Here is a 21,321-nt window from a genome sequence, read left to right on the forward strand (position 1 = left end):
GTCGGGCCCTGCCGAGTCGGGCGTCGGTCAGCGTTTGCGGGGTTCGTCGCCGAGGGGCTCGATGACGTCGGTGACCTGCTCGGAGGCGTCCTCGTCGAATGCTGCGGCCTCGCGGTCGGCGGCTTCCGACGGGTCGGCCGCTTCCGATGGGTCGGCGTGGTCGTGCTCGGACGGGTCCTGCGCGTCGGTGCGCGACTCGTCGGGGGCTTCGGTCGATGCTCCGGGTTCGGAATCGTTGGCGGTGCCTGGTTCGGTCGGGTGCTCGTCGAGCGGTTCGATGAAGTCAGTGTCGGCGTGGAACATGCGGTCTTCGTCGAGCGCCTCGAACGCGGCGGTTTCGGAGAGCCCGTCGGGTGCTTCGGGGGTCTCTTCGAGGAGCTGTGCGACTTCGGCGGTGCCGAGTCCGGTGCGGATGGGTACGGGGGAGGTCAGTTTGGTGAGTCGGTCGACCATTCGGTCGAGCATGGCGACGGCATCGCTGACGATCTCCTGGTCGTGCGCTTCGACTCCGTGCATGAGCCATTCGGCGACTTCGAGTTCTCGGTAGAGCTTGGCGCGTGCGCGGATCCAGCCGACGTGGCCGGTGTCGCTGATCGCGGCGTATCTGGCGAGGACGGATTCGAAGACTTCGTCGCCGGCGGCGAGGAGCCAGGCGAGGTCCGCGGCGGGGTCGCCGACGGCGAATTCGGACCAGTCGAGTACGCCGGTGATCCGGTCGTCGGCGACGAGGATCGCTTCCGCGGTGAAGGCGCCGTGCACCGGCGCGGGAGCGAAGTCCCAGAGCGCGGTGGATTCGAGCGCTTCCATCCAGCGGTGGTGCACGGTCTCGGGCAGGAGGCGGGTGCGCTGGGCGCGGTCCACGAGCCGGGCGACCTGGGCGCGGACTTCGACGGCGTCCCGGACGGGGAGGCCGCCCTGCTGCACCAGTGCGGTCGGGAGCGCGTGGATCGCTGCGATGGTTTCGGTGATGGACTGCAGGAGGAGCGCGTCCGATTCGAGGTCCTCGACGTCGATGCGGGCTCCGTCGAGCAGCGTGGTGACGACCGCGCGGGAGTCTCCGGCGCGGGTCAGGCCGAGCGTCTCGGGCACGGCGAAGGGCAGCGCGGCCCGCGCGCCTTCGGCGAGTGCGGCGAGGCTGAGCAGCTCGGCGGACTGGGCGACTTCCGCTGCGGGGGTGCGCGGCACGCGGACGAGCAGGTCGCGGCCGTCGCCGACGATTCTGGCCGACACGAACTCCCCGCTGCGATCCTCGTTCATGTCCAGTGCCGAGACGGTGAGTCCGGGCACCGCGGAGGTCGCGAGCGCGGCTAGGGTGAATGGGGAGCTGGCCATGCACTCAGCGTAGGCAGGCGGCGCATTTCGTGCCGTACGCCACGCGCATCTGCGGGGAGCTCACGGGGAAGAAAGGACGATCGGATGACCGCGACTCCGTTGCCGCCGCTCTCGAGCGGGACGCTCGACCGGGATGCTGCGACCCGCACCGATTCCGGGTTGCTCGCCGCGGCCTGGTCCGATCCCGCGGCGCGCCTGCTCGCGCTGCGCGGTTCCCGAGTGCCCGTACTCGATGCTGCGGCGGACGGCGGCGCCCGGCTCGCGCTTTCGCCCGTCCGGGGCGCGTTCGGAGACGAGCACGCGTATCTGGGCCGCCTCGATGGTGCACCGGTGTTCGTCGAGTTCGGCGCCGCCGATGACGGCGACGCGCAGAGGGTCGGCGCCTCCGTCTCGTGGGTGAACCCGCTCGAACTGGAGGGCCTGCGCAGCGACGGCGAGCGAGAGCTCATGACCGCCGGCCTCGCTCTCGCAGCATGGCATCGATCGGCGGGCTTCTCGCCCGCGGACGGCCGGCCGACGCACCCGAGCTGGGGCGGATGGTCTCGAACCGATCCCGACGGGGCGCTGCTGTTCCCGCGCACCGACCCCGCCGTGATCGTGCTCGTCGAGCACGAGGGACGCGCCCTGCTCGGCTCGAACGCACTGTGGGAGACGGGCAGGTTCTCCCTGCTCGCCGGCTTCGTCGATGCCGGCGAGTCCGCTGAGCAGGCCGTGGTGCGCGAAATCCGTGAGGAGGCCGGCGTTCCGGTCGATCGGATCCGATACATCGCCTCGCAACCGTGGCCGTTCCCGCGCTCGCTGATGCTCGGTTTCCACGCGAGCCTGCAGTCCGGCTTCGATCCGGAAGCTCTGGCTCCCGATCCCGAAGAGATCTCCGAGCTGCGCTGGTTCACGCGCGATGAACTGCGGACCCCTCCTCCCGGCGTCCGCCTTCCCGGCCCGCTCTCGATCGCCCGGTGGCTGATCGACCGCTGGGTGGACGAGGCATGATCCGAGAGGATCCGCTGGCCGGGCTCGATCCCGAGCAGCGCGAGGTCGCGGAGTGCCTCAGGGGCCCCGTCGCCGTGCGCGCGGGAGCCGGCACCGGGAAGACCCGGACCATCACCCACCGGATCGCTCACGGAGTCCAGTCCGGTGCCTATGCGCCGGACCGGGTACTCGCCGTGACCTTCACGCGGAAGGCCGCGGGGGAGCTGCAGTCCCGGCTCAGAGCGCTCGGCGCCGAGGGCGTTCGAGCGCAGACGTTCCACGGGGCCGCGCTCGCCCAGCTGGGGCACTTCTGGCCGCAGCTCGTCGGAGGGACGGCGCCCCAGGTGCTGCCGGGCAAGGTCGCCGCGGTCTCGCAGGCGGTCGAGGCGATGGGTCTCCGTCTGCCGTCCGAGGCGCTGCGCGACATCGCGTCCGAGATCGAGTGGCGCAAGGTCTCGATGCTGAGCCTCGAACGATACGCCGCCAGGATCGACGAGCGCCCCGTGCCGCAGGGGATCAGCGCGGAGCAGTTGATCCAGGTGCACGAGTCCTACACGGAACTGCTGGAGGCCCGGCGCCAGATCGACTTCGAGGATGTGCTGCTGCTGCTCACCGGCATGCTCGAGACCGAGCCGCGCGCCGCGGTGCACGTGCGCGAACGGTACCGCTTCTTCACCGTCGACGAGTACCAGGACGTTTCGCCGCTGCAGCACGCGCTGCTCAGGGTCTGGCTCGGAGATCGGAACGACGTCTGCGTGGTCGGCGACGCGAGCCAGACCATCTACGGCTTCGCCGGGGCATCGAGCACGCCGCTGCTGCGCTTCGGCGCCGAGTATCCGGGGGCCCGGGAGTTCCGTCTCGAACGCAACTACCGTTCGACCCCACCGATCGTGCAGACGGCGAACCGCCTGATGCGGGATCGACCCGGGGCGCTCACGCTGCGCGCGATGCGACCGGAGTCCGAGGGCGACGAACTGCCCCGCGTCGAGTGGTTCGCGTCCGAGCATGACGAGGCGGCTGCCGTCGCGGCTTCGATCAGAGCGAGCATCGAGGCGGGCACCCCGGCGTCCGAGATCGCGGTGCTCTCTCGCACGAACGCGCAGTCGGCCCGCGTGGAGACGGAGCTGGCGCACCAGGGCGTGGGCAGTCGCGTGCACGGCGGCCAGCGCTTCTTCGACCGCGCGGACGTGCGTCAGGCGGTACTGCTCATGCGCGGTCAGGCGAAGGTCGCCGATCCGCGCCCGCTGTTCCAGGTGGTCAGCGACGTGCTGCGCTCGTGCGGATGGACCTCGCAGGAACCGGAGGGCGCGGCCCAGCGCGAACGCTGGGAGGCGCTCGGCGCGATTCTCTCCCTCGTCGACGAGATGCCGGCGGGAACCACCATGGACGCGTTCAGCGAAGAGCTGCTGGCCCGGCAGAAGGCTCATCATGAGCCCACCCTCGAAGCGGTGACCCTCAGCGCGATCCACGCCGCGAAGGGTCTCGAGTGGTCCCTGGTCCATGTGGTCGGTCTGAGCGAGGGGCTGCTGCCGATCGCCCACGCCGTAGACGAGGAGGACATCGATGAGGAGCGGCGTCTCTGCTACGTCGCCTTCACCCGAGCGCGGGACGAGCTCCGCCTGTCGGGTTCCGCCGCGGGAGCCAGAGCAGCGCGGATGCCGTCCCGGTTCCTTGCCGAAGCCGGCATCACGCTGACCGAGCACTGAGGTCCGTTCCGGTCGCGGCGAATCCGCGGCGCTGAGCGTTCCTTCGGGGCGCGTCGACGACGGTCTCGCTCAGCTCGCGGGATTCGAAGGAATGGCAGTCGCACGACGGGTGCGGGCGAGCCGGCCTCGGAGACGGGATCTCGAGAACCGCGCCGCGTCGGCAGGACAGGCGGAGTCCCTGAGCGCCTCCCGAGACCGGGGAGACCTCCCGTCGCGCGTCCGCGATGGCTCGGATCACCAGAGCGGCGGCGAGCTCGCTCGTCTCGGCCGTCTCGCTCGCCGGAACGGTCTCCCGAAGCTGGATCGCGAGGTCGACCTGATCCGGATCCCGATCCCGATCGTGCAGCGCGAGGCAGGTGATGCAGGGGGAGCCGTTCCCAGCGATCACTGGGCTGATCTCGACGCTCCGGTCCGAGAAGCGCACCGCCAGGTGCGGGGTGCCCGCGGCGAGTGCGTGCTGCGAACCGGTGACCGGCCACCCGAAGCGCGAGAGGAAGACGACGAGGTCGGCCGGGGCCGCCGGCCCGCGTGCCGAGCGCTGCGGAAGCACGCGGCATCCGGACCGTTCCAGCATCGACCGGAGCGCTGCCGCAGGAAGGCCGTCGCCGATGAGCCTGACGCGCCTGGCGTTGAGCGGCATCTCTGACGGAGGCGGCACGGTGGAACCCGGACGCATTCGAGGCGCGGCAGGTACCAGGGCCTCTTCGAGTTCGGAGAGCAGCGCGGGGATCTGCTGCGTCGGAACCCCGCACCGCCGCGCCACCTGAGCGAGCCGGGAGCGGGGGACGGGTGCGCGGAGCGCGGCGATGAACCGCTCCACCCCGGCACCGAGGCCGTCGATGCGCGCGACCGGAGTGTCGAAACCCAGGCGGAGTGCTCCGCGGCGGTCGAAGCCGAGCGGTAGATCGGGGTCGAGCCGCACGTCGTCTGCGGGCTCGGTGTCGGGCGGGGACGGGAGGTCATACGCGGTGGAATGCATGCGGACCAGTGTGCGATCCGGGAACGCGTACCGCTCCGCTATCCACAGGAGCGTGAGCGCGGACGGTCGATCGCTGCTGAGTCCGACCGGTGTGCGGGGCGAAGTCCGACGGCTTCGGTCCCGCCGCACCGGCCACGGGGTTCAGACGACGGGGGGCCGGGGCTCCTCATCGGGGTTCGCATCACCGTCGGAATCGTTCGCGGGCGATGCGGGGCCGTCGAGCCCCTCGAGTCCGCCCGCCAGCAGCTTCTGCAGTTCGCGATCGAACTCGTCGGCCTCCGGTTCCGGATCCCCGGCCAGACCGATGCGCTCGAGCAGGCGGGCCGGATGGTCGAGTTCCTCCGCGGTCGGCAGCAGGTCGGGGTGCGCCCAGAGTCCGTCGCGCGCGGAGATCCCGCCGCGTTCGGCGACGAGACGCCATACGGCCGCGGCCTCGCGCATACGTCGGGGACGCAGTTCGAGTCCGACCAGCGTTCCGAACGCGTGCTCCGCCGGGCCTCCGGTCGCCCTGCGGCGTCGGACCATCTCGGCGATGGCGTCGGCGCCGGGCAGGCGGGACACGGCATCGGCGGTGACCGCGTCCACCCATCCTTCGATGAGGGCGAGCGTGTTCTCGAGGCGCGCGTGCGCGGCCTCCTGCTCGGCGGTCTTCGGCGGGATGAGCGCGCCGCCGGCGAGCATCTCCTGGACCTGCTCGGGACGCTCGATGTCGAGCTCCGAGGCCAGCTCCTCGATGCGGTCGGTATCGATCCGGATCCCTCGCGCGTAGTCCGTGATGGCGCTCAGCAGGTGCTGCCGCAGCCAGCGCGCGTGGCGGAACAGCCGCGCGTGCGCGAGTTCGCGCACCGCGAGATAGAGCGTGACCGCCTCCGCATCCTGGTCGAGTCCTTCGGCGAACGCCGCGACCCCGCTGGGAAGGAGGGCACCGCCCTCTCGTCCGGGGCCGGTGAGGAGCGGGATGCCGATGTCGCCGCCCGCGCTGATCTCGCGCGAGAGCTTGCCCACGACGGTTCCGAGTTGCGTGGCGAACAGCGCGCCTCCGACGCTGCGCAGCATGGGTCCTGCGCCGGCGAGCGACTCGCCGAGCTCCTCGGGGAGCTGGGAGGTGAGCGCCTCCATGAGCGCCCGGGTGATGGATTCCGCGACCGGCTCAGCGAATCCCACCCAGGTGTCGATGGTGGCCTGGACCCACTCGATACGGGTGATCGCCCGCGGAGCGTCCGGAGCCGCACCCACCTCGGTCACCTCGTCGAGCCAGAGTCCGGCGACGGGGAATGCGCGCTCCACCTGCGCGCGATCGCCCCCTTCGCCGCCCTCCGCGGCGACATCGATCGCGGTGCGGCGCGTGACGGACCAGTCGATCCCGTCGGAGGGCTGTCGCATCGCGTTCTGCAGCGTGTTCATGAGCCCCTGCAGGGCCTGCTGGTCGATGGGAAGCCCCGCCGCCGAAGCGAAGGCGGAAGGATCGATCCCGCCCGCGGGACCGTTCCCCGAGAGGAACTCGCGCAGCATGCGCTGCAGATCGTTCTGATCGTCAGGGGTGTTCTGCTCGTCTTCGGGCCCGCGGCCCTCGCCATCGTGCGAATCGGTGCTCATGTGCCGACCTCCTGGTGTTACCACAACGGTAGGGCAAGGCCCCCGGGATCGTCCGGGGAATCCGCGGTTTTCCCCGGGATTCCTTTGCGCCCACCGCGAACGTCCCCGGGCGGGCGGACCGTCATCCGTCGACGCTCAGTCCGCGCATGGGCTCGACGGGCTACTCTGGCGCAGTGCCCGCAGAAACCCCGTCCCACGCCGCAGAGCGAGCAGGCGCTCGCACCGGATCGCTCGCGTTCCATGACACCGATCTGCGCGGCCCCGAAGGCGGACGCCGTGGGCGCGCGCTCTTCTACGCTGTCGCGGTTGCGGTGATCCTCGTCCTCCTCGCCTCGGTGATCCCGTCGCCCTATGCGATCGAGCGTCCGGGGCCCGTCGTCGACACGCTCGGTACTGTCGAAGGCGGCGGAAAGGGCACGCCGCTGATCACGATCTCAGGGGAGAAGACCTACCCGACCTCCGGGACGCTCAACCTGTTGACGGTGACTCTGGTCGGCACGCCGCAGAAGCCGAACTCCTGGCTCTCCCTGGTGCCGGCGCTGCTCGATCCGAATCAGGAGCTGGTGCCACTGGAGCAGATCTACCCGAAGGGCACCACCGCGGAACAGCGGGACGAGGCCAACGCCGCCCTCATGACCTCGTCGCAGGATCTCGCCACGGTGGCGGCGCTGAACGCCCTCGGCCGGAAGGTACCCGCCGAGCTCGTGGTCGGTCGAGTCGTCGACGGCGGACCGTCCGTGGGGATCCTCAAGGACGGGGACGTGATCCGCTCGATCGACGGGCGACCGGTGACGAGCCTCACCGAGCTCCGGGACGGACTGCAGCGGGCCGACGGCGCGGTCGAGCTCGCGATCGATCGGGGCGGGAAATCGCAGACGGTGCGCGTGACGCCGCGGGCGACGGACTCGGGATCCTCGCCGCAGCTCGGGATCCTGGCGGGATCCCGATTCGACATACCGGTGAAGGTCCGGGTCGAGGTCGAAGGGATCGGCGGGCCGAGCGCCGGAACGATCTTCGCTCTCGCCGTCTACGACAAGCTGACGCCCGGAGACCTGACCGGAGGGCTGCGGGTGAGCGGCACGGGGACCATCGACGAGTCGGGCGCGGTCGGCGCGATCGGAGGGCTGCCGCAGAAGCTCGCGGGCGCGGAGCGCGCGGGGACCGACCTCTTCTTCTTCCCGATGGCGAACTGCGCCGATCTGCCGAGCTCGCTCCCGAAGGGCCTGCGGATGGTTCCGGTCTCGACCTTCGCGGAGGCGCTCGAGGCCGTGCAGGACGCCGCCGCGGGCAAGCCGACCCCGACCGTATCGGAGCGCTGCGCGGGTTCCGGAGGCTGAGTGTCAGGGGCGACCGGTAGGCTGTCCGGAATTCAAGCATCTGCCCGATTTCGACCGGAAGATCACACGTGACCGATCAGACAGCCCCGAACACGACCGGGCGCCGCCGCATTTCTCCGATCGCGATCACCATCGCGCTCGTCGTCATCCTCATCCTGGCGTTCCTCGCGGTCGCCTCCGTCGCCACCGAGGTGCTCTGGTACCAGCAGCTCGGTTTCCTCTCGGTGTTCACCACTCAGTGGATCGCCACAGCCGCGATGTTCCTCGTCGGGTTCCTCGGGATGGCCGTCCCAGTGTTCTTCGCGATCGACATCGCCTACCGGAAGCGCCCGGTCTACGCGCGCCTCACCGCGCAGCTCGACCGCTATCAGGAACTCGTCGAGCCCCTGCGCCGGGTGATCAAGTGGGTGCTCCCGGCAGTCATCGGCCTCTTCGCCGGTGCCACCGCCGCAGCGTCGTGGGAGCGCGTCCTGCTCTGGCTGAACTCATCGCCGGTGGGCACCAAGGATCCCGAATTCGGGATCGACATCTCCTTCTTCATGTTCGATCTGCCGGTCTGGCAGGGAGTCGTCGGCTTCGCTTCGGCGGTCGTGCTGATCTGCCTCATCGCGGGTGCGGTCACGAGCTACCTCTACGGCGGCATCGCATTCTCCGGACGCGACACCCGTATCTCGAAGGCCACCCGCGTGCAGTCCGCGATCCTGGCGGGTCTGTACCTCCTGCTCCAGGGTCTCAGCCTCTGGCTCGACCAGTACCGCACGCTGACCGACGACAGCGGCCGGTTCACGGGCGCGACCTACTCAGGTGTGTTCGCGGTCATCCCGGGCAAGCAGATCCTCGCCGGCATCGCGATCATCATCGCGATCCTCTTCCTCATCACCGCGTTCACCGGTCGCTGGCGTCTGCCCGTGATCGGCACCGCGCTGTTCGTCGTCACCGCACTGGTGATCGGCGTCGGCTACCCCTGGGGCGTGCAGACGCTGCAGGTCAAGCCCGACGAGAAGCGCCTGGAGGCCGAGTACCTCGGCCGGAACATCGAAGCGACCCGTGCCGCCTACGGCATCGACAAGGTGCAGACCGAGTACTACGACGCGAAGACCACGGCCGAGGCCGGCGCGCTCCGCAACGACGCCGTCGCGACCTCGAACATCCGCATCATCGATCCGGCCATCGTGTCGCCGACCTTCGCGCAGCTCGAGCAGAGCAAGCAGTACTACAAGTTCCCGAACCCGCTGAGTGTCGACCGGTACACGATCGACGGCAAGGTCGAGGACACGGTCTCGGCCGTGCGCGACATCGACGTGTCGGACCAGCAGGGCTGGTACAACCAGCGCCTCGTATACACCCACGGCTACGGCCTCGTCGCGGCCTACGGCAACCAGCGCTCTCCGAGCGGTGAGCCGGTGTTCCTCGAGAGCGGCATCCCCACCAGCGGCAAGCTCGGCACCTTCGAGCCCCGTGTGTACTTCGGGCAGAACTCGCCGACCTACTCGATCGTCGGTGGCAAGCACGACAAGCCGATCGAGGTCGACTACCCGGCTGACGCCGAGAGCAACGCCGAGTCGGCCGAGAGCGGCAAGACCGGTGACACGAAGGCGGCCGACGCGAAGGAGCAGAAGGGCGGCCAGAACCTGACGACCTTCTCGGGCGACGGCGGTCCGAAGCTCGACGGGCTCTTCACGCGGCTCATCTACGCGCTGAAGTTCCAGGACATGGAGATCCTGCTCTCCGGCTCCGTGGTCGATGGGTCGCAGATCATGTACGACCGCAACCCCGTGACCCGAGTCCAGAAGGTCGCGCCCTATCTGACCCTGGACACCGCGCCCTATGCGTCCGTAGTGGACGGACGCGTCGTCTGGATCGTCGACGGGTACACGACCTCGGCCGACTACCCGTACTCGCAGATGTCCGACATGACCAACCTCAAGTCCGACGTCCACTCGCAGAACGCGAATGAGGTAGGAAAGCGGATCAACTACATCCGCAACTCGGTCAAGGCGACGGTCGACGCCTACGACGGCTCGGTCAAGCTCTACGCCTGGGACGACAAGGATCCCGTGCTGCAGGCATGGGGCAAGGTCTACCCGGGTACCCTCACCAGTGTGTCGAAGATGAGCGGCGACCTGCTCAGCCACGTGCGCTACCCGAGCGACATGTTCAAGGTGCAGCGCGAGATGCTCGCGACGTATCACGTGACCGACCCCGGCGCGTTCTACTCGGCGGAGGATGCCTGGCGTACCCCCGACGACCCGGTGGCAAAGACAGCTCAGCAGCAGCGCACCGCGACGACCGCGACCTCGGGCGCGGCCGCGGCGGTGCCCGAGACCGATTCGGTGACGAGGCAGCCTCCGTACTACCTCACGCTGTCCGCGGGCGCGAAGGCGGCACCGACATACTCGATCTACTCGACGTACATTCCGAAGTCGCGCAAGGAGAACTCGCGAGAGATCCTCACCGGATACCTCGCGGCCGACGCCAACGCGGGATCGACCTCGGGCAAGATCGCCGAGGGGTACGGAACGCTCAAGCTGCTCACGCTGCCCAAGGGCGACACCATCCCCGGGCCCGGCCAGGTGCAGAACAGCTTCACCACCAACTCCGGGGTGTCGAGTCAGCTCAACCTGCTGCGGCAGGGCGAGAGCCAGGTCCTGAGCGGCAACCTGCTGACGTTGCCGATGGGCGGGGGACTCCTCTACGTGCAGCCGGTCTATGTGAAGGCCTCGTCGGGAACGAGCTTCCCGACGCTGCAGAAGGTCCTGGTCTCCTTCGGTGACCGTATCGCCTTCGAGGACACGCTCGATGCCGCGCTCGACAGCCTCTTCGGCGGCAACTCGGGCGCGAGCGCAGGCGACGGCGATACCCCCGTCGACAACGGGGGCGGGAGCTCGTCCGGCGGTTCCTCGGGTGGAACCGATTCGGGCGGGTCCGGTTCGACCGGCGGGAGCGACTCCGCTCTGCAGTCCGCGCTGGCACAGATGAAGCAGGCGATCGCGGACCGCGATGCAGCGATGAAGGCCGGTGACTGGACGGCCTACGGCAAGGCCGACGCGCAGCTCAAGGCGGCGCTCGAGGCTGCGTTGAAGGCAGAACCCAAGAAGTAGTTCTGCTGCGCTGAGACGCGAAGAGCGGTCGACCCCGGTTCTCCGGGGCCGACCGCTCTTCGCGTGTGCGGCAGCGCCGCAGGACGCCTTAGTCCCGCACACCGTGCGCAAACGCACAGCCCGATCGCTGCTGAGGTGGCGAGCCGCGGGTGCGCTCTTCAGCGACCCGCTCGTGCCGCGTTCAGCGAACCGTGTGCGCGGCTGCGTGAGTAGGAGGGCTCGTCCGGGGGAGAACGCAGATTGCGCGACGTGATCCGGCGTGCGAGAAGAAGCTCAGGAAAAGGCGGAAGGCCCTGATCTGGTGTAAACACCTGATCAGGGCCTTCCTCATGGTTGCGGGGGCAGGATTTGAACCTACGACCTCCGGGTTATGAGCCCGGCGAGCTACCGAACTGCTCCACCCCGCGGCACAAGAATTAACTTTAACCCCGGGCTGCGCGAAGGGCAAGTCGGGGCTCGGAAAGCCGCATCCCGGGCGTGTCGGAGCTGGTGTGGATAGCGCCCTCGCGGAGCGGATCGTTGCGCATCCTGGTCGCCCGGCGGATCCTCCGCCGCGAAAGGAGACCCATGCAATTGCCTCCCCGAATACGCGCGGTGCCGCCACCGAGCATCTGTGCTCCCGTTCTCGGCCGGATTCTTCCGGGAAAGGCCGCCACCGTGCTGGCGGTGGGGACGCTCGTGCTCGCGCTGCTCCTGACGCTCCTGACGATCGACCGAGCTCCCGCGGCGAGGGCAGCGGAAACCGCCGATGTCGTGTCCATCGCGGGTTGGGAGCTCGGAAACTTCCGGTCGTCGAACGGCGAGATCGTGTACTGCTTGGAGCCCGGGGGCAGGATGCCGGCCGGGGCTCAACGAGAACCGGCGATCGTCACCGAGCTCCCCGGCTTCTGGACGACCTCGTTCGATCCGACCGGGTGGTCCGGCGCGGTGTCGAGCGCTGCCGCCGGAGGAGAGGTCATCCGCCGGATGAACTACCTGCTGTCGGTGCACGGAGGGACCCGGGAGCCTCGTGCCGCTGCCGCTGTGCAGCTCGCGGTGTGGTTGGTCCGGCCGGACCCGGGAACCGACGCCTGGATGCAGCACCACATCTCCTGGGCCGAAGCGCACGGTGCGGCGGATATCGTCCAACGAGCTCGTGCGCTGGCGAGCGAGGCCGTCGCCAATGCGGTTCCGGTGCGAGTCGAGGCACCCGGCGCCCTGACTCTTCGCGCGGACGACGGATTCCGCAGCGGCGGGCTCGCGTATCCGAGCGGGACCACCTCGGTCACCATTGCCGGCGCCCGATTCAGCGACGGCTCGACGACGAAGGCGATTGCCGGTGGTGCTGCCGGTACGGTCGCCTGGCGAGTGGACCTGCATGCCGAAGGGTGGGAACGCAAACGGGTCGTCACCGCAGAAGGCACGTGGACGCGATCGAGCAGGCAGTGGCCGGATTCGCTGCGCCTGCACCCGCCGACGGTCGATGCGCAGCAGCGGCTCGGCGCCGGGATCGGGCCCGGTGAGGCCCGAGCCGACGGGCGCTTCGAGCCGGCGTCGCTGGAGCACGATGAACGCTTCGAACCGGTGCTGACGACACGTGTGCAGCAGATCGACCTGACCCGGGACCGGGATCGTTTCGCGGACACCGTGACGCTCGGGGTCGCCGAAGGGAGCAATCCCTGGCCCTGGCGCATGCGGAAGGGGGAGATCGAGCACGCTCCGGTTCGTGCGGAAGGCACGGTCTACGGGCCCTTCGCGCAGGCCCCCGCCGAAACGGAACGGGTTCCCGATGGCGCGCCCGTCGCGGCGCGAGCGGAACTGCTCGCCTCGCGAGGCCCGGGGGAGTACGAGGCCTCTGCGGACTCCGCGCCCGACGAGTCCGGCTACTACGTCTGGGTCTGGCGAATTCGAGGGGAGCGGCAGCCGGAGAGCGTCAGGACGGTGGGGCTGATCGATCCCGACTATCGGTTCCAGGATCGGTTCGGAATGCCCGAAGAACAGCATCGCGTGGCCACGGCCCTGCGCTGGGGGACCCGGATCTCGGCGGACGGGCTGAGCTGGGACCGGCGAACGTTCCGCGATCGCGTAACCGTCGAGCTGCAGCACGGTGTCTGGTTGCGGGACGATGCCGGACAGCGGATTCCGGCGAGGATCCGCCTGACCGCATACGGGAGCGAGCAGCGCCCCGAGCGGCGGTCGGAGGCGCCGACGGCCGCCCCGGAACTCGCCACTGCCCTCGTCGAGGTCGGTGGGCCGGGCACGGTCGAGAGCGAACCCATGGAACTCCCGCACGGGACCCGCGGCTGGGTGACCGTGCAGGCGTGCCTGCGGCAGGAGGATCAGGACCCTCGCGCGGTCGGCGCGTTCGAAGACTGGTGCGACGACTACGGGGTCCCCGACGAGACCGCGGAGATCGCACTCCCGAGCATCCGCACCGAGGCGCAGGCGCGAGCGCTCGTCGGCGACGGAATCCGGGATCGGGCGATCGTCGAGGGGACCGTACCGGCGGGGACCGAGATCGACTTCACGTTCTACCTGGAACCGAGGGCAGGCGAACCGAAGTTCGATGAGAGCTGGCGGACGAAGCGCGATGCGAACGGGGCGCTCCTGCGCTGGACCGCCTCCGAACTCGAAACGCTGAGCGCCGAGGCGCGCTGCCTCGCCCAGCCGGTCGGCCGTACTGCCGCGATCTCGATCTCCGAAGCCGGACGGTTCGACTCTCCGGAGCTCAGCGCCCGCAGCGCTGGCACGGGGTACTGGGTCGAGACGGCCACTGCTCCCGGCGATGAACCGGGCGCCCCGCGCGTCGAACTGCACCGCGGCGAATGCGGATTGGAAGCCGAACGGACGATCATCGGGGCGGAAGCCGAGGAGCTGCCGGCGGTCGTCCAAGCGGATGCGCTGCCGCGTACGGGCGCCGCTCCCGGTTGGACCGCGGTCGGTGCCGGATCCGCGCTCGTCCTGGGAGCGGCGATCCTGGTCCTGCGATCCGTGCGCCGGCGCGGCGGTGTTCGGCGGAGGAGCGAAGCGCGTCCGACAGCGCCCTGAGCGACTCCGGAGTCGAGCCCCGCGGGCCGGAATCGGGTCGGAACCGGTCCGGACCCCGAGGCTCGGTGAGCGAGGCCAGCGCGGGCGGGTGCCGGTGCGAGCGAAAGCTCCGCCCGGCGCCCGCCGGGGCCGGATTTCCCGTTCCGGATTCCGGCCCCGGAATCTGGCCCGAGCCCGGTGCCGAGTCGTTCGGGGCGGTTATGGAGCATGCACAAGTCAATTTCATAGGATTGGTGGGCAGTCTGGGTGCATCGAGAAGGGAACCCCCAAATGAGTACGACTCCTGAACACGAGCCCGCACAGACTCCGTCCGGGCAGGCACCGCAGGGCGGCGTGCCGCAGGTGCCCGCACCGGGCGCACCGAACGAGGCGACGGCAGCGCAGCCGACCGTACCCGAGCAGCAGGCGCAGCCCGTCGAGCAGGTGCCCGCGGCCGAGCCGCAGCAGGCGCTTCCGCAGGCCACCCAGCCGACCGTGCAGCTCTCCGAGACCCTGCCCCAGCAGCCCGTCGCCCAGCACTACGGAGTCCCCGCGGCCCAGACGTATCCGCAGGGTGCGCCGGCCGCCGCTCCGTACCCGGGCGCAGCCGGCGCGTACGCCGCGCAGCCCGAGGGGCAGCACGAGTTCGCTCAGCAGCCCGGTGCAGCGTTCGGCCAGGCGCCCGAGTACGCATCCGGGCAGCACGCCGCACCTCAGGCCGTCGCAGCTCCCCAGCAAGGTCGCGGACGCAGCGGTGCACTGCTCGCCGGGCTCGCGATCGGAGCGCTCGTGGGCGGTCTCGTCGGCGGCGGAGCCGCAGCGGTCGTGGCAGCGAATTCGAACGACTCGGCCAGCACGAGCAGCCACGGTGGAACCCTCACCCTCAAGAACGGGAGCACCGCGACCAACGTCTCCGGCGTCGCCGCGGTGGCGACCCCGAGCGTCGTGACGCTGGAAGTCTCCGGCAGTTCCTCGCAGGGATCCGGTTCCGGTGTCGTCTACCGCGCCGACGGCTACATCATCACGAACGCGCACGTCGTCACGCTCGACGGCGCGGCCGGCAAGAACCCCACGATCCGCGTCATGACCAGCGATGGTCGGATCCTCGCGGGCAAGACCGTCGGCGTCGATCCCTACGCGGACCTCGCGGTCGTGAAGGTCGAAGCCACCGACCTGACCCCGATCAAGGTGGCCGACTCCGACAAGCTCAACGTCGGCGACATGACGGTCGCGATCGGCGCCCCGCTGAACCTCGCGAGCACCGTGACCAGCGGCGTGATCAGCGCGCTCAACCGAGGCATCTCCGTCGGCAGCCCGCTCATCCCCGACAACACGCAGTCCCCGGATCAGGGCGGCGGATCCGATAGCAACGGCGGATCCGGCAGCAACGGCGGATCGAACGACGGGAACGGTTTCCCCTGGGACTTCCGATTCCAGGATCCGGGCCAGGGCGGCAGCAACGGCGGGTCCGGCAGCAACGGCGGATCGAACGGCGGGCAGCAGAGCCAGCAGCAGTCCTCCGGCGGGACGGTGACCCTCCCGGTCATCCAGACCGACGCCTCGATCAACCCCGGCAACTCCGGCGGCGCGCTCCTGAACGGAGACGGACAGCTGATCGGCATCAACGTGGCCATCGCCTCGAACGGCAGCGACCAGCAGACCGCCGGCAGCGTGGGCCTCGGCTTCGCCATCCCGTCGAACCTGGTCACCCGCGTCGCCGACGCGCTCATCGACGGCAAGCAGCCGAGCCACGGCCTGCTCGGAGCGTCGGTGTCCGACCCTTCCGGCGACGCGAGCCACGCCGGCGGACTGGTCCGCTCCGTCGAAAGCGGCAGCGCGGCCGACAAGGCCGGCCTCAAGGCCGGGGACATCATCACCTCCGTCGGCGGCGTCCCCGCCTCGTCCGGAACCTCCGTGTCCGGCCTGATCCGCATGCACGAGGGCGGAAGCAAGGTCAAGCTCGAGTACATCCGAAACGGGAAGACCGAGGAGACCACCGCGACGCTCGGCACGCTCAAGTACTGAGCCCGCCACCGCGCACGCGGAACCCGACTCGAACGAAGGGGCGGTCGCACCGAGCGACCGCCCCTTCGGTGTGCACCGGGCGCACGGAAGGATCGCGGGTGCAGCGGACGGCTAGAGTGGAGCAGATGAGCAGCGGTGGATTCGGCTTCGCGAGGGGGAACCTCGAGAAGATGCTCGCGATACCCAAGTACGCGAGCTCGCTCCTGCTCTCCTGGTTCATCCCGCGCATCGCCTCCCTCTGGGTGTTCGGCAGCGGTATCGGCGTCGGCGAGGGCGCACTCGCGCTCGCCCGCGAACTCCGACGCACCGACCCGACCGCGCGGATCGTCTGGCTCGTCGCCGACGACACCGAAGCCGCGCTCGCCGAAGTCGAGGGCTTCCATCCCGTGCCCCGACGAGGACGCCGGGGATTCTGGGCCACGCTCCGTGCCGGCCGCATCGTCGTGACCCACGGGCTCGGCGACGCCAACCGGTTCGGCGTATTCGGTGGACGCATCATCCAGCTCTGGCACGGCGCCCCGCTGAAGCGACTCCACCTCGACTCGCCGGTGACGACCAGGATCGGTGGACCCGCGCCGGTCCGGATCCTGCTCCGCCGCATGTACGAGGCGGGAGCGAAACAGGTGGCGATCTACGTCGCGGGCTCGATCGAATCCGCCGAACGGCTCCGCTCGGCGTTCCGCGTCGATCCCGGCCGCGTGCAGGTGCTCGGCGATCCACGGGACGACGCGCTCGCCGAGCAGCGCAGGAACCCCGCGGCAGCGGCCGACGCACGAGCACGGGTGCTCGCCCTACTGCGGGACGCGCACGCAGAGAATAACGCCGGCGGCGCTGCCGACGCCGACCTCTCCGGCCGGCTGGTGCTCTACGCGCCGACCTGGCGGGACGGCGAACCGGATCCCGCGATCCCCGACGAGTCGGAACTCGCCGCGATCCGACAGGCGCTCGAACGTCTCGGCGCGCGCCTCGTGATCCGCTCCCACCCCCTCGGCGCCGGAGCCTACGCCGATGCGCTGGGCGGTCGGATCCACGAGCTCGGAGCGGATCGCGTGCGCGACATCACGCCGCTCCTCGGCGCCTTCGACGCGGTCATCACCGACTACTCCTCGATCGCGATCGACTTCTCGCTGCTCTCGCGCCCCATCGTCTGGTTCGCGCCGGACCTGGAGGCGTACGCCGCGACCCGCGGACTCTACGAGCCGCTCGAGGTCACCTCGAGCGGCCGCGTCGAACGGAGCTGGAGCGAGGCGCTCGAGCGGCTCGCCGAAGTGCTTCCCGAGAACGCCCCGGCGCGGCGCGGCGCGGTCGCCGCGAGCCGCGCGCTCGCAGAACGATTCCACGCGCACCCCGAGGGCGGCGCGGCTGCGCGGGTGCTCGCCGCCGCACTCCGGCTCTCGGCGAGCGACGCCGAGCGGATCCCCGACGGCGCGGTGTTCTTCGAGAGCTTCTACGGCCGTCAGGTCACCTGCAATCCGCTCGCTCTGGACCGCGAGATCGCGATCCGCTTCCCGGAGGCGCCGCGCTACTGGAGCGTCACGAGCGAACGGCAGGCGGTCCCCGCGGGAGCGACGCCGCTCCTCGTCGGATCCGCCGACTGGTTCGCCGCCCGCCGTCGCTCGCGCCTGCTCGTGGTCAACGACTGGCTGCGCTTCCGGTTCCGGCGCGGACGCCATCAGACCGTGCTCCAGACCTGGCACGGCACCATGCTGAAGCATCTCGCGCTCGGGCGCCCGAACGTCTCCCTCCGTACCCGCATCGCGATCCGGCGCGAAAGCCGCAGGTGGAGCATGATGCTGTCTCAGAACCCGCACTCGACCGAGCAGTTCCGCGAGAGCTACGCCTTCCGCGGCGAGATCCTCGAATCGGGCTATCCGCGCGACGACCGACTCGCCGCCTCCGTCGCGGGTGTCGCGAGGATCCCGATGGCGGTGGATCGGGCCCGCCGCGAGCTCGGTATCGACGCGGGCGTGCGCGTGCTGGTCTACGCGCCGACCTGGCGCGACTCGGGCTCCGCGCTCGTCGACGAGCTGGACGTGCGCGCGCTGGCCGACGACCTCGGCGCGGGATGGATCGTGGCCGCCCGGGGGCACACCCGGACGCACGGCTTCGGTCGATACGGGGTCGAGCATCCCCGCGTGCTCGACGTCTCTCGGCACCCCGATGTCAACGATGTGCTGCTGGCCGCCGACCTGCTGGTCACCGACTACTCGTCGCTCATGTTCGACGCGGCCGTCGCACGGGTTCCGATGGCGTTCTTCGTGCCGGACCTCGCGTCCTACCGCGACCGGGAGCGCGGTTTCACCTTCGACTTCGAGGCGCAGGCCCCGGGGCCGCTGCTCACGCGGAGGGACGAGGTCATCGACTGCGCCCGAGAGATCGAGGCCGAAGGCCCCGACGCCGACTGGGTGCGGGGCGTGGACGAACGCTACGAGAACTGGTGCGCGACCTTCGTGCCGCACGACGACGGAGAAGCGGCGGCGCGGGTCGTCGACGCCCTCGTCCAGCGGGGTGCGCTGGACTGATCCGGCCGGACACGTCGGCGGAACGACCCGCCGCGGCTATTCGGTGCGCGACCGGTCGACCGTTCGGCCGCCGCCGAACAGGATCCCCTTGAGGAACCCGGCACCCCAGCTGAAGTGCATCGTCACCAGGGTGCGGAACGAGAGCACGCGATCGCGGAGCCCGCGCTGCTCGGGCATGCGCGCGACGCCGAGCAGCACTCCCGCGAGGTAGCCCAGGGTGCCGAGGTGCAGCGCCGACCAGAGCGACCACCAGGGGAGCACCCCGCAGCACTGGAGCACGAGGACGGCGAGATCGACCGTCACCCCCAGCACCAGGGCCCCGGGAACGAAGAAGCGCCACGGGTTGGCCCTGCCGTACCTGCGGACGAGCACCGCGCGCCAGGCGCCGGTCGCGAAGAACTGCCGCGCGAGCGCGTCGAAGCTCGCTCGCGGCCAGTAGGTCACCTGCAGGCGCGGATCGAACCAGATGCGACCGCCGGTCCGGCGGATCCGCAGGTTCAGCTCCCAGTCCTCGCCGCGGCGGATCCCCGGATCGAAGCCTCCCGCCCGTTCGATGGCGTCGCGCCGGAACACGCCGAGGTAGGCGGACTCGGCGGGTCCGGGCGCCCCGTCGCCGTGGTAGGCGCCTCCGCCGAGACCGAAGGGGCTGTTGTAGCCGCGGGCGATCGCGCTCTGCACCACGCCGCGGCCGGCTGCACGCATGATGCCGCCGACGTTGTCGGCGTCCTGCTCGCGGAGGGACTCGATGCCCCGTGCGGCGTAGTCGGGCGTGAGCTCGGAGTGCGCGTCCACTCGGATCACGACCGGATGGCGGCTCGCCGCGATGGCGAGGTTCAGCGCGACGGGGATGTCCCGATCGGGGTTGTCGACGAGCCGCACGCGAGGATCCTCGGCCGCGAGCCGACGGGCGATCTCCGTCGTCCCGTCCGTCGACGGGCCCAGCGCCAGGACGATCTCCTTCTCGCCCGGATACTCCTGCGCCAGTACGGTGCGCACCGCGGGCTCGAGGTACTCGGCCTCGTTGAGCACGGGCATGATGAAGCTCACCGCGGGCAGGGCGGGAAGCTCGAGGCGGGGAGAAGTCACCCGTCGATCCTCGCATGCGCCGTGCGCGCTTCGCTGGTGGATCGCCCGCCGGCTCCGCTCGGAATCATGCCGGATGATCCTCGTTGTAGCGCTTCAGGACCTCGTCGATCGGGCCGTCGAGCCGGAGCGCGCCGCGGTCGAGATAGAGCCCGCGCGAGCAGAAGCGGCGCAGATCCCGTTCGCTGTGCGAGACGAGGAAGAGCGTCTTCCCCTCGGCGAGCAGCGCGTCGATGCGTCGGTAGCACTTCTCGCGGAATGCGCGGTCGCCGACGGCGAGCACCTCGTCGACGAGTAGCACGGGTTCGTCGAGCTGGGAGATGAGCGAGAACGCGACGCGCACCTGCATGCCGCTGGACAGGTGCTTGTAGGGCGTATCGAGCACGTCCGCGGCGCCGGCGAAATCGATGATGTCGTCGAAGCGGTCCGCGATCTCGCTGCGGCTGAGTCCGTGCAGGCCGGCGGTCAGGTGCAGGTTGTCGCGGACGGTGAGGTCCCCGACGAATCCTCCGGTGATCTCGATGAGGGGTGCGACTCCGCCGTTCACGGTGACGCGTCCCTCGTCGGGCAGGAGAACGCCCGCGACGAGCTTGAGCAGGGTCGATTTCCCCTGGCCGTTGCGGCCGACGACGCCGATCGCCTCGCCCGCGCGCACGGAGAAGGAGACGTCGCGCAGCGCCCAGAACTCGCTCGGGGCGCGCCGGCGGGAACCGCCGGAGAGGAGGTCCTTGAAGCTGCGCCGGGCACCGCGATTGCGACGGAAGCGGACGCCGAGATTCGACGCGACGATGATGGGGGAGTCCGTGGCGGTCACGTCAGAGCTCCTTCAGGACGCCGCCGATGGTACGGCGGAAGACGAGGATTCCGGCGATCAGGGCGACCGCGGTGAGAGCGACGGAGACCCCGACGAGCGCCCAATCGAGCTGGTCGGGGAAGAATCCGGCGCGGAACAGGGAGAAGATGCCCGAGAGCGGGTTGATCCAGGCGAGGGGGCGTACCGCCTCGGGGAGATCGCTTGCTCCGTAGATGATCGGGGACGCATAGAAGAGGAGCCTCAGGACCAGCTTGGTCGCGCGCTCGAGGTCGCGGAAGAAGACGGTCAGCGGCGCGATGAGCAGTCCGAGTCCGAGGATCAGCGCTCCGAGCAGCAGCAGACCGACCGGGAAGAGGACGATCTGCCACCCCACGTGCGCCCCCGAGAACACCGCGAACACGATCAGCACCGGCAGGCTGAGCAGGAACTCGACGCCCTTGGAGCAGACGATGCGCCCCACCCAGATCCATCGCGGGAGCGCCACCGAACGGACGAGCTTGATGTCGCGCAGGAACGCCCGGGTGGAATCCGAGATGGCCCCGTTGAACCAGACCCACGGGAGCATGGCGCACAGGAGGAAGACGATGTAGGGATCCTCGCCGAGACCCCGCTTGAGCATCTGGGTGAAGATGAACCAGTAGATGAGGCTCATGAGCAGGGGATCGAGGATCGACCACAGGTAGCCGAGCAGCGAGGTCGCGTAGCGGACCTTCAGGTCGCGCTGCGTGAGCAGGCGAAGGGATCGCCAGGCGACGGCGCGTGGTTTCGGTGGATTCGCTGCGGAGGGCACACGAACATTCTGCCGGGTGATGGCGCGAACCGGGGACTCGGCTGTGAGCCGGAGCATGACG

At 70.0% G+C, this 21,321-nt stretch carries 13 protein-coding genes and 1 tRNA gene; 7 read left to right on the forward strand and 7 right to left on the reverse strand.

The annotated features are described in order from the left end of the window. Positions 1–27 precede the first annotated feature (27 nt). Entirely contained in the window at positions 28–1,332 is a 1,305-nt protein-coding gene (locus ABD169_RS08635) for a phosphotransferase (RefSeq protein ID WP_344031420.1), read from the reverse strand. A gap of 84 nt (positions 1,333–1,416) precedes the next feature. Here ABD169_RS08635 and nudC point away from each other — a divergent pair, with 84 nt between their 5' ends. Together nudC and ABD169_RS08645 are read left to right on the forward strand one after the other, a co-directional pair. Beyond that, complete coding sequence (gene nudC, locus ABD169_RS08640) at positions 1,417–2,322, forward strand: NAD(+) diphosphatase (RefSeq protein ID WP_344031422.1); 906 nt, start codon at positions 1,417–1,419, stop codon at positions 2,320–2,322. Beyond that, entirely contained in the window at positions 2,319–4,007 is a 1,689-nt protein-coding gene (locus ABD169_RS08645) for an ATP-dependent helicase (RefSeq protein WP_344031424.1), read from the forward strand. The genes nudC and ABD169_RS08645 overlap by 4 nt, the downstream gene beginning before the upstream one ends. On the opposite strand, the gene ABD169_RS08650 is transcribed toward ABD169_RS08645, so the two are convergent. Together ABD169_RS08650 and ABD169_RS08655 are read right to left on the reverse strand one after the other, a co-directional pair. After that, a complete protein-coding gene (locus ABD169_RS08650) occupies positions 3,988–4,986 on the reverse strand; it encodes a hypothetical protein (protein WP_344031426.1) in 999 nt (332 codons plus the stop codon). The genes ABD169_RS08645 and ABD169_RS08650 overlap by 20 nt on opposite strands. Before the next feature lie 141 nt (positions 4,987–5,127). Then, positions 5,128–6,582 carry a zinc-dependent metalloprotease gene (locus ABD169_RS08655; protein ID WP_344031428.1) on the reverse strand — a complete coding sequence of 485 codons (1,455 nt, stop codon included), beginning with the start codon at positions 6,580–6,582 and terminating at the stop codon, positions 5,128–5,130. Between the two features lie 173 nt (positions 6,583–6,755). Here ABD169_RS08655 and ABD169_RS08660 point away from each other — a divergent pair, with 173 nt between their 5' ends. Together ABD169_RS08660 and ABD169_RS08665 are read left to right on the forward strand one after the other, a co-directional pair. Continuing rightward, a complete protein-coding gene (locus ABD169_RS08660) occupies positions 6,756–7,919 on the forward strand; it encodes a YlbL family protein (protein WP_344031430.1) in 1,164 nt (387 codons plus the stop codon). 68 nt (positions 7,920–7,987) lie between these two features. Continuing rightward, positions 7,988–11,020 carry a UPF0182 family membrane protein gene (locus ABD169_RS08665; RefSeq protein ID WP_344031432.1) on the forward strand — a complete coding sequence of 1,011 codons (3,033 nt, stop codon included), beginning with the start codon at positions 7,988–7,990 and terminating at the stop codon, positions 11,018–11,020. A 330-nt stretch (positions 11,021–11,350) separates the two neighbouring features. Here ABD169_RS08665 and ABD169_RS08670 read toward each other — a convergent pair. Beyond that, positions 11,351–11,427: transfer RNA gene (locus ABD169_RS08670), tRNA-Met, on the reverse strand. 250 nt (positions 11,428–11,677) lie between these two features. Between ABD169_RS08670 and ABD169_RS08675 the strand changes: the two genes are divergently transcribed. The 3 genes from ABD169_RS08675 (at position 11,678) to ABD169_RS08685 (ending at position 18,573) form a co-directional block, all read left to right on the forward strand. After that, on the forward strand, positions 11,678–14,047 hold the full coding sequence (locus ABD169_RS08675) for a hypothetical protein (RefSeq protein WP_344031434.1): 2,370 nt from the start codon (positions 11,678–11,680) through the stop codon (positions 14,045–14,047). Positions 14,048–14,317: 270 nt separating this feature from the next. Further along, complete coding sequence (locus ABD169_RS08680; protein ID WP_344031436.1) at positions 14,318–16,051, forward strand: trypsin-like peptidase domain-containing protein; 1,734 nt, start codon at positions 14,318–14,320, stop codon at positions 16,049–16,051. A gap of 125 nt (positions 16,052–16,176) precedes the next feature. Continuing rightward, positions 16,177–18,573, forward strand: coding sequence for a CDP-glycerol glycerophosphotransferase family protein (locus tag ABD169_RS08685; RefSeq protein ID WP_344031438.1), 2,397 nt, complete (start codon positions 16,177–16,179; stop codon positions 18,571–18,573). Between the two features lie 36 nt (positions 18,574–18,609). Here the strand turns inward: ABD169_RS08685 and ABD169_RS08690 are convergent, their stop codons facing one another. From ABD169_RS08690 to ABD169_RS08700, 3 genes are all read right to left on the reverse strand, one after another. Next, positions 18,610–19,659: a glycosyltransferase family 2 protein gene (locus tag ABD169_RS08690; protein ID WP_344031440.1), complete on the reverse strand. Its 1,050-nt coding sequence runs from the start codon at positions 19,657–19,659 to the stop codon at positions 18,610–18,612. 64 nt (positions 19,660–19,723) lie between these two features. Beyond that, the gene (locus ABD169_RS08695; RefSeq protein WP_344031442.1) at positions 19,724–20,470 is read right to left on the reverse strand and encodes an ABC transporter ATP-binding protein; all 747 of its coding nucleotides are present in this window, start codon (positions 20,468–20,470) and stop codon (positions 19,724–19,726) included. A gap of 1 nt (position 20,471) precedes the next feature. Further along, entirely contained in the window at positions 20,472–21,260 is a 789-nt protein-coding gene (locus tag ABD169_RS08700; protein ID WP_344031444.1) for an ABC transporter permease, read from the reverse strand. Positions 21,261–21,321: the final 61 nt, after the last annotated feature.

The organism is Leucobacter iarius, from assembly GCF_039530105.1.
Lineage (GTDB): Bacteria > Actinomycetota > Actinomycetes > Actinomycetales > Microbacteriaceae > Leucobacter > Leucobacter iarius.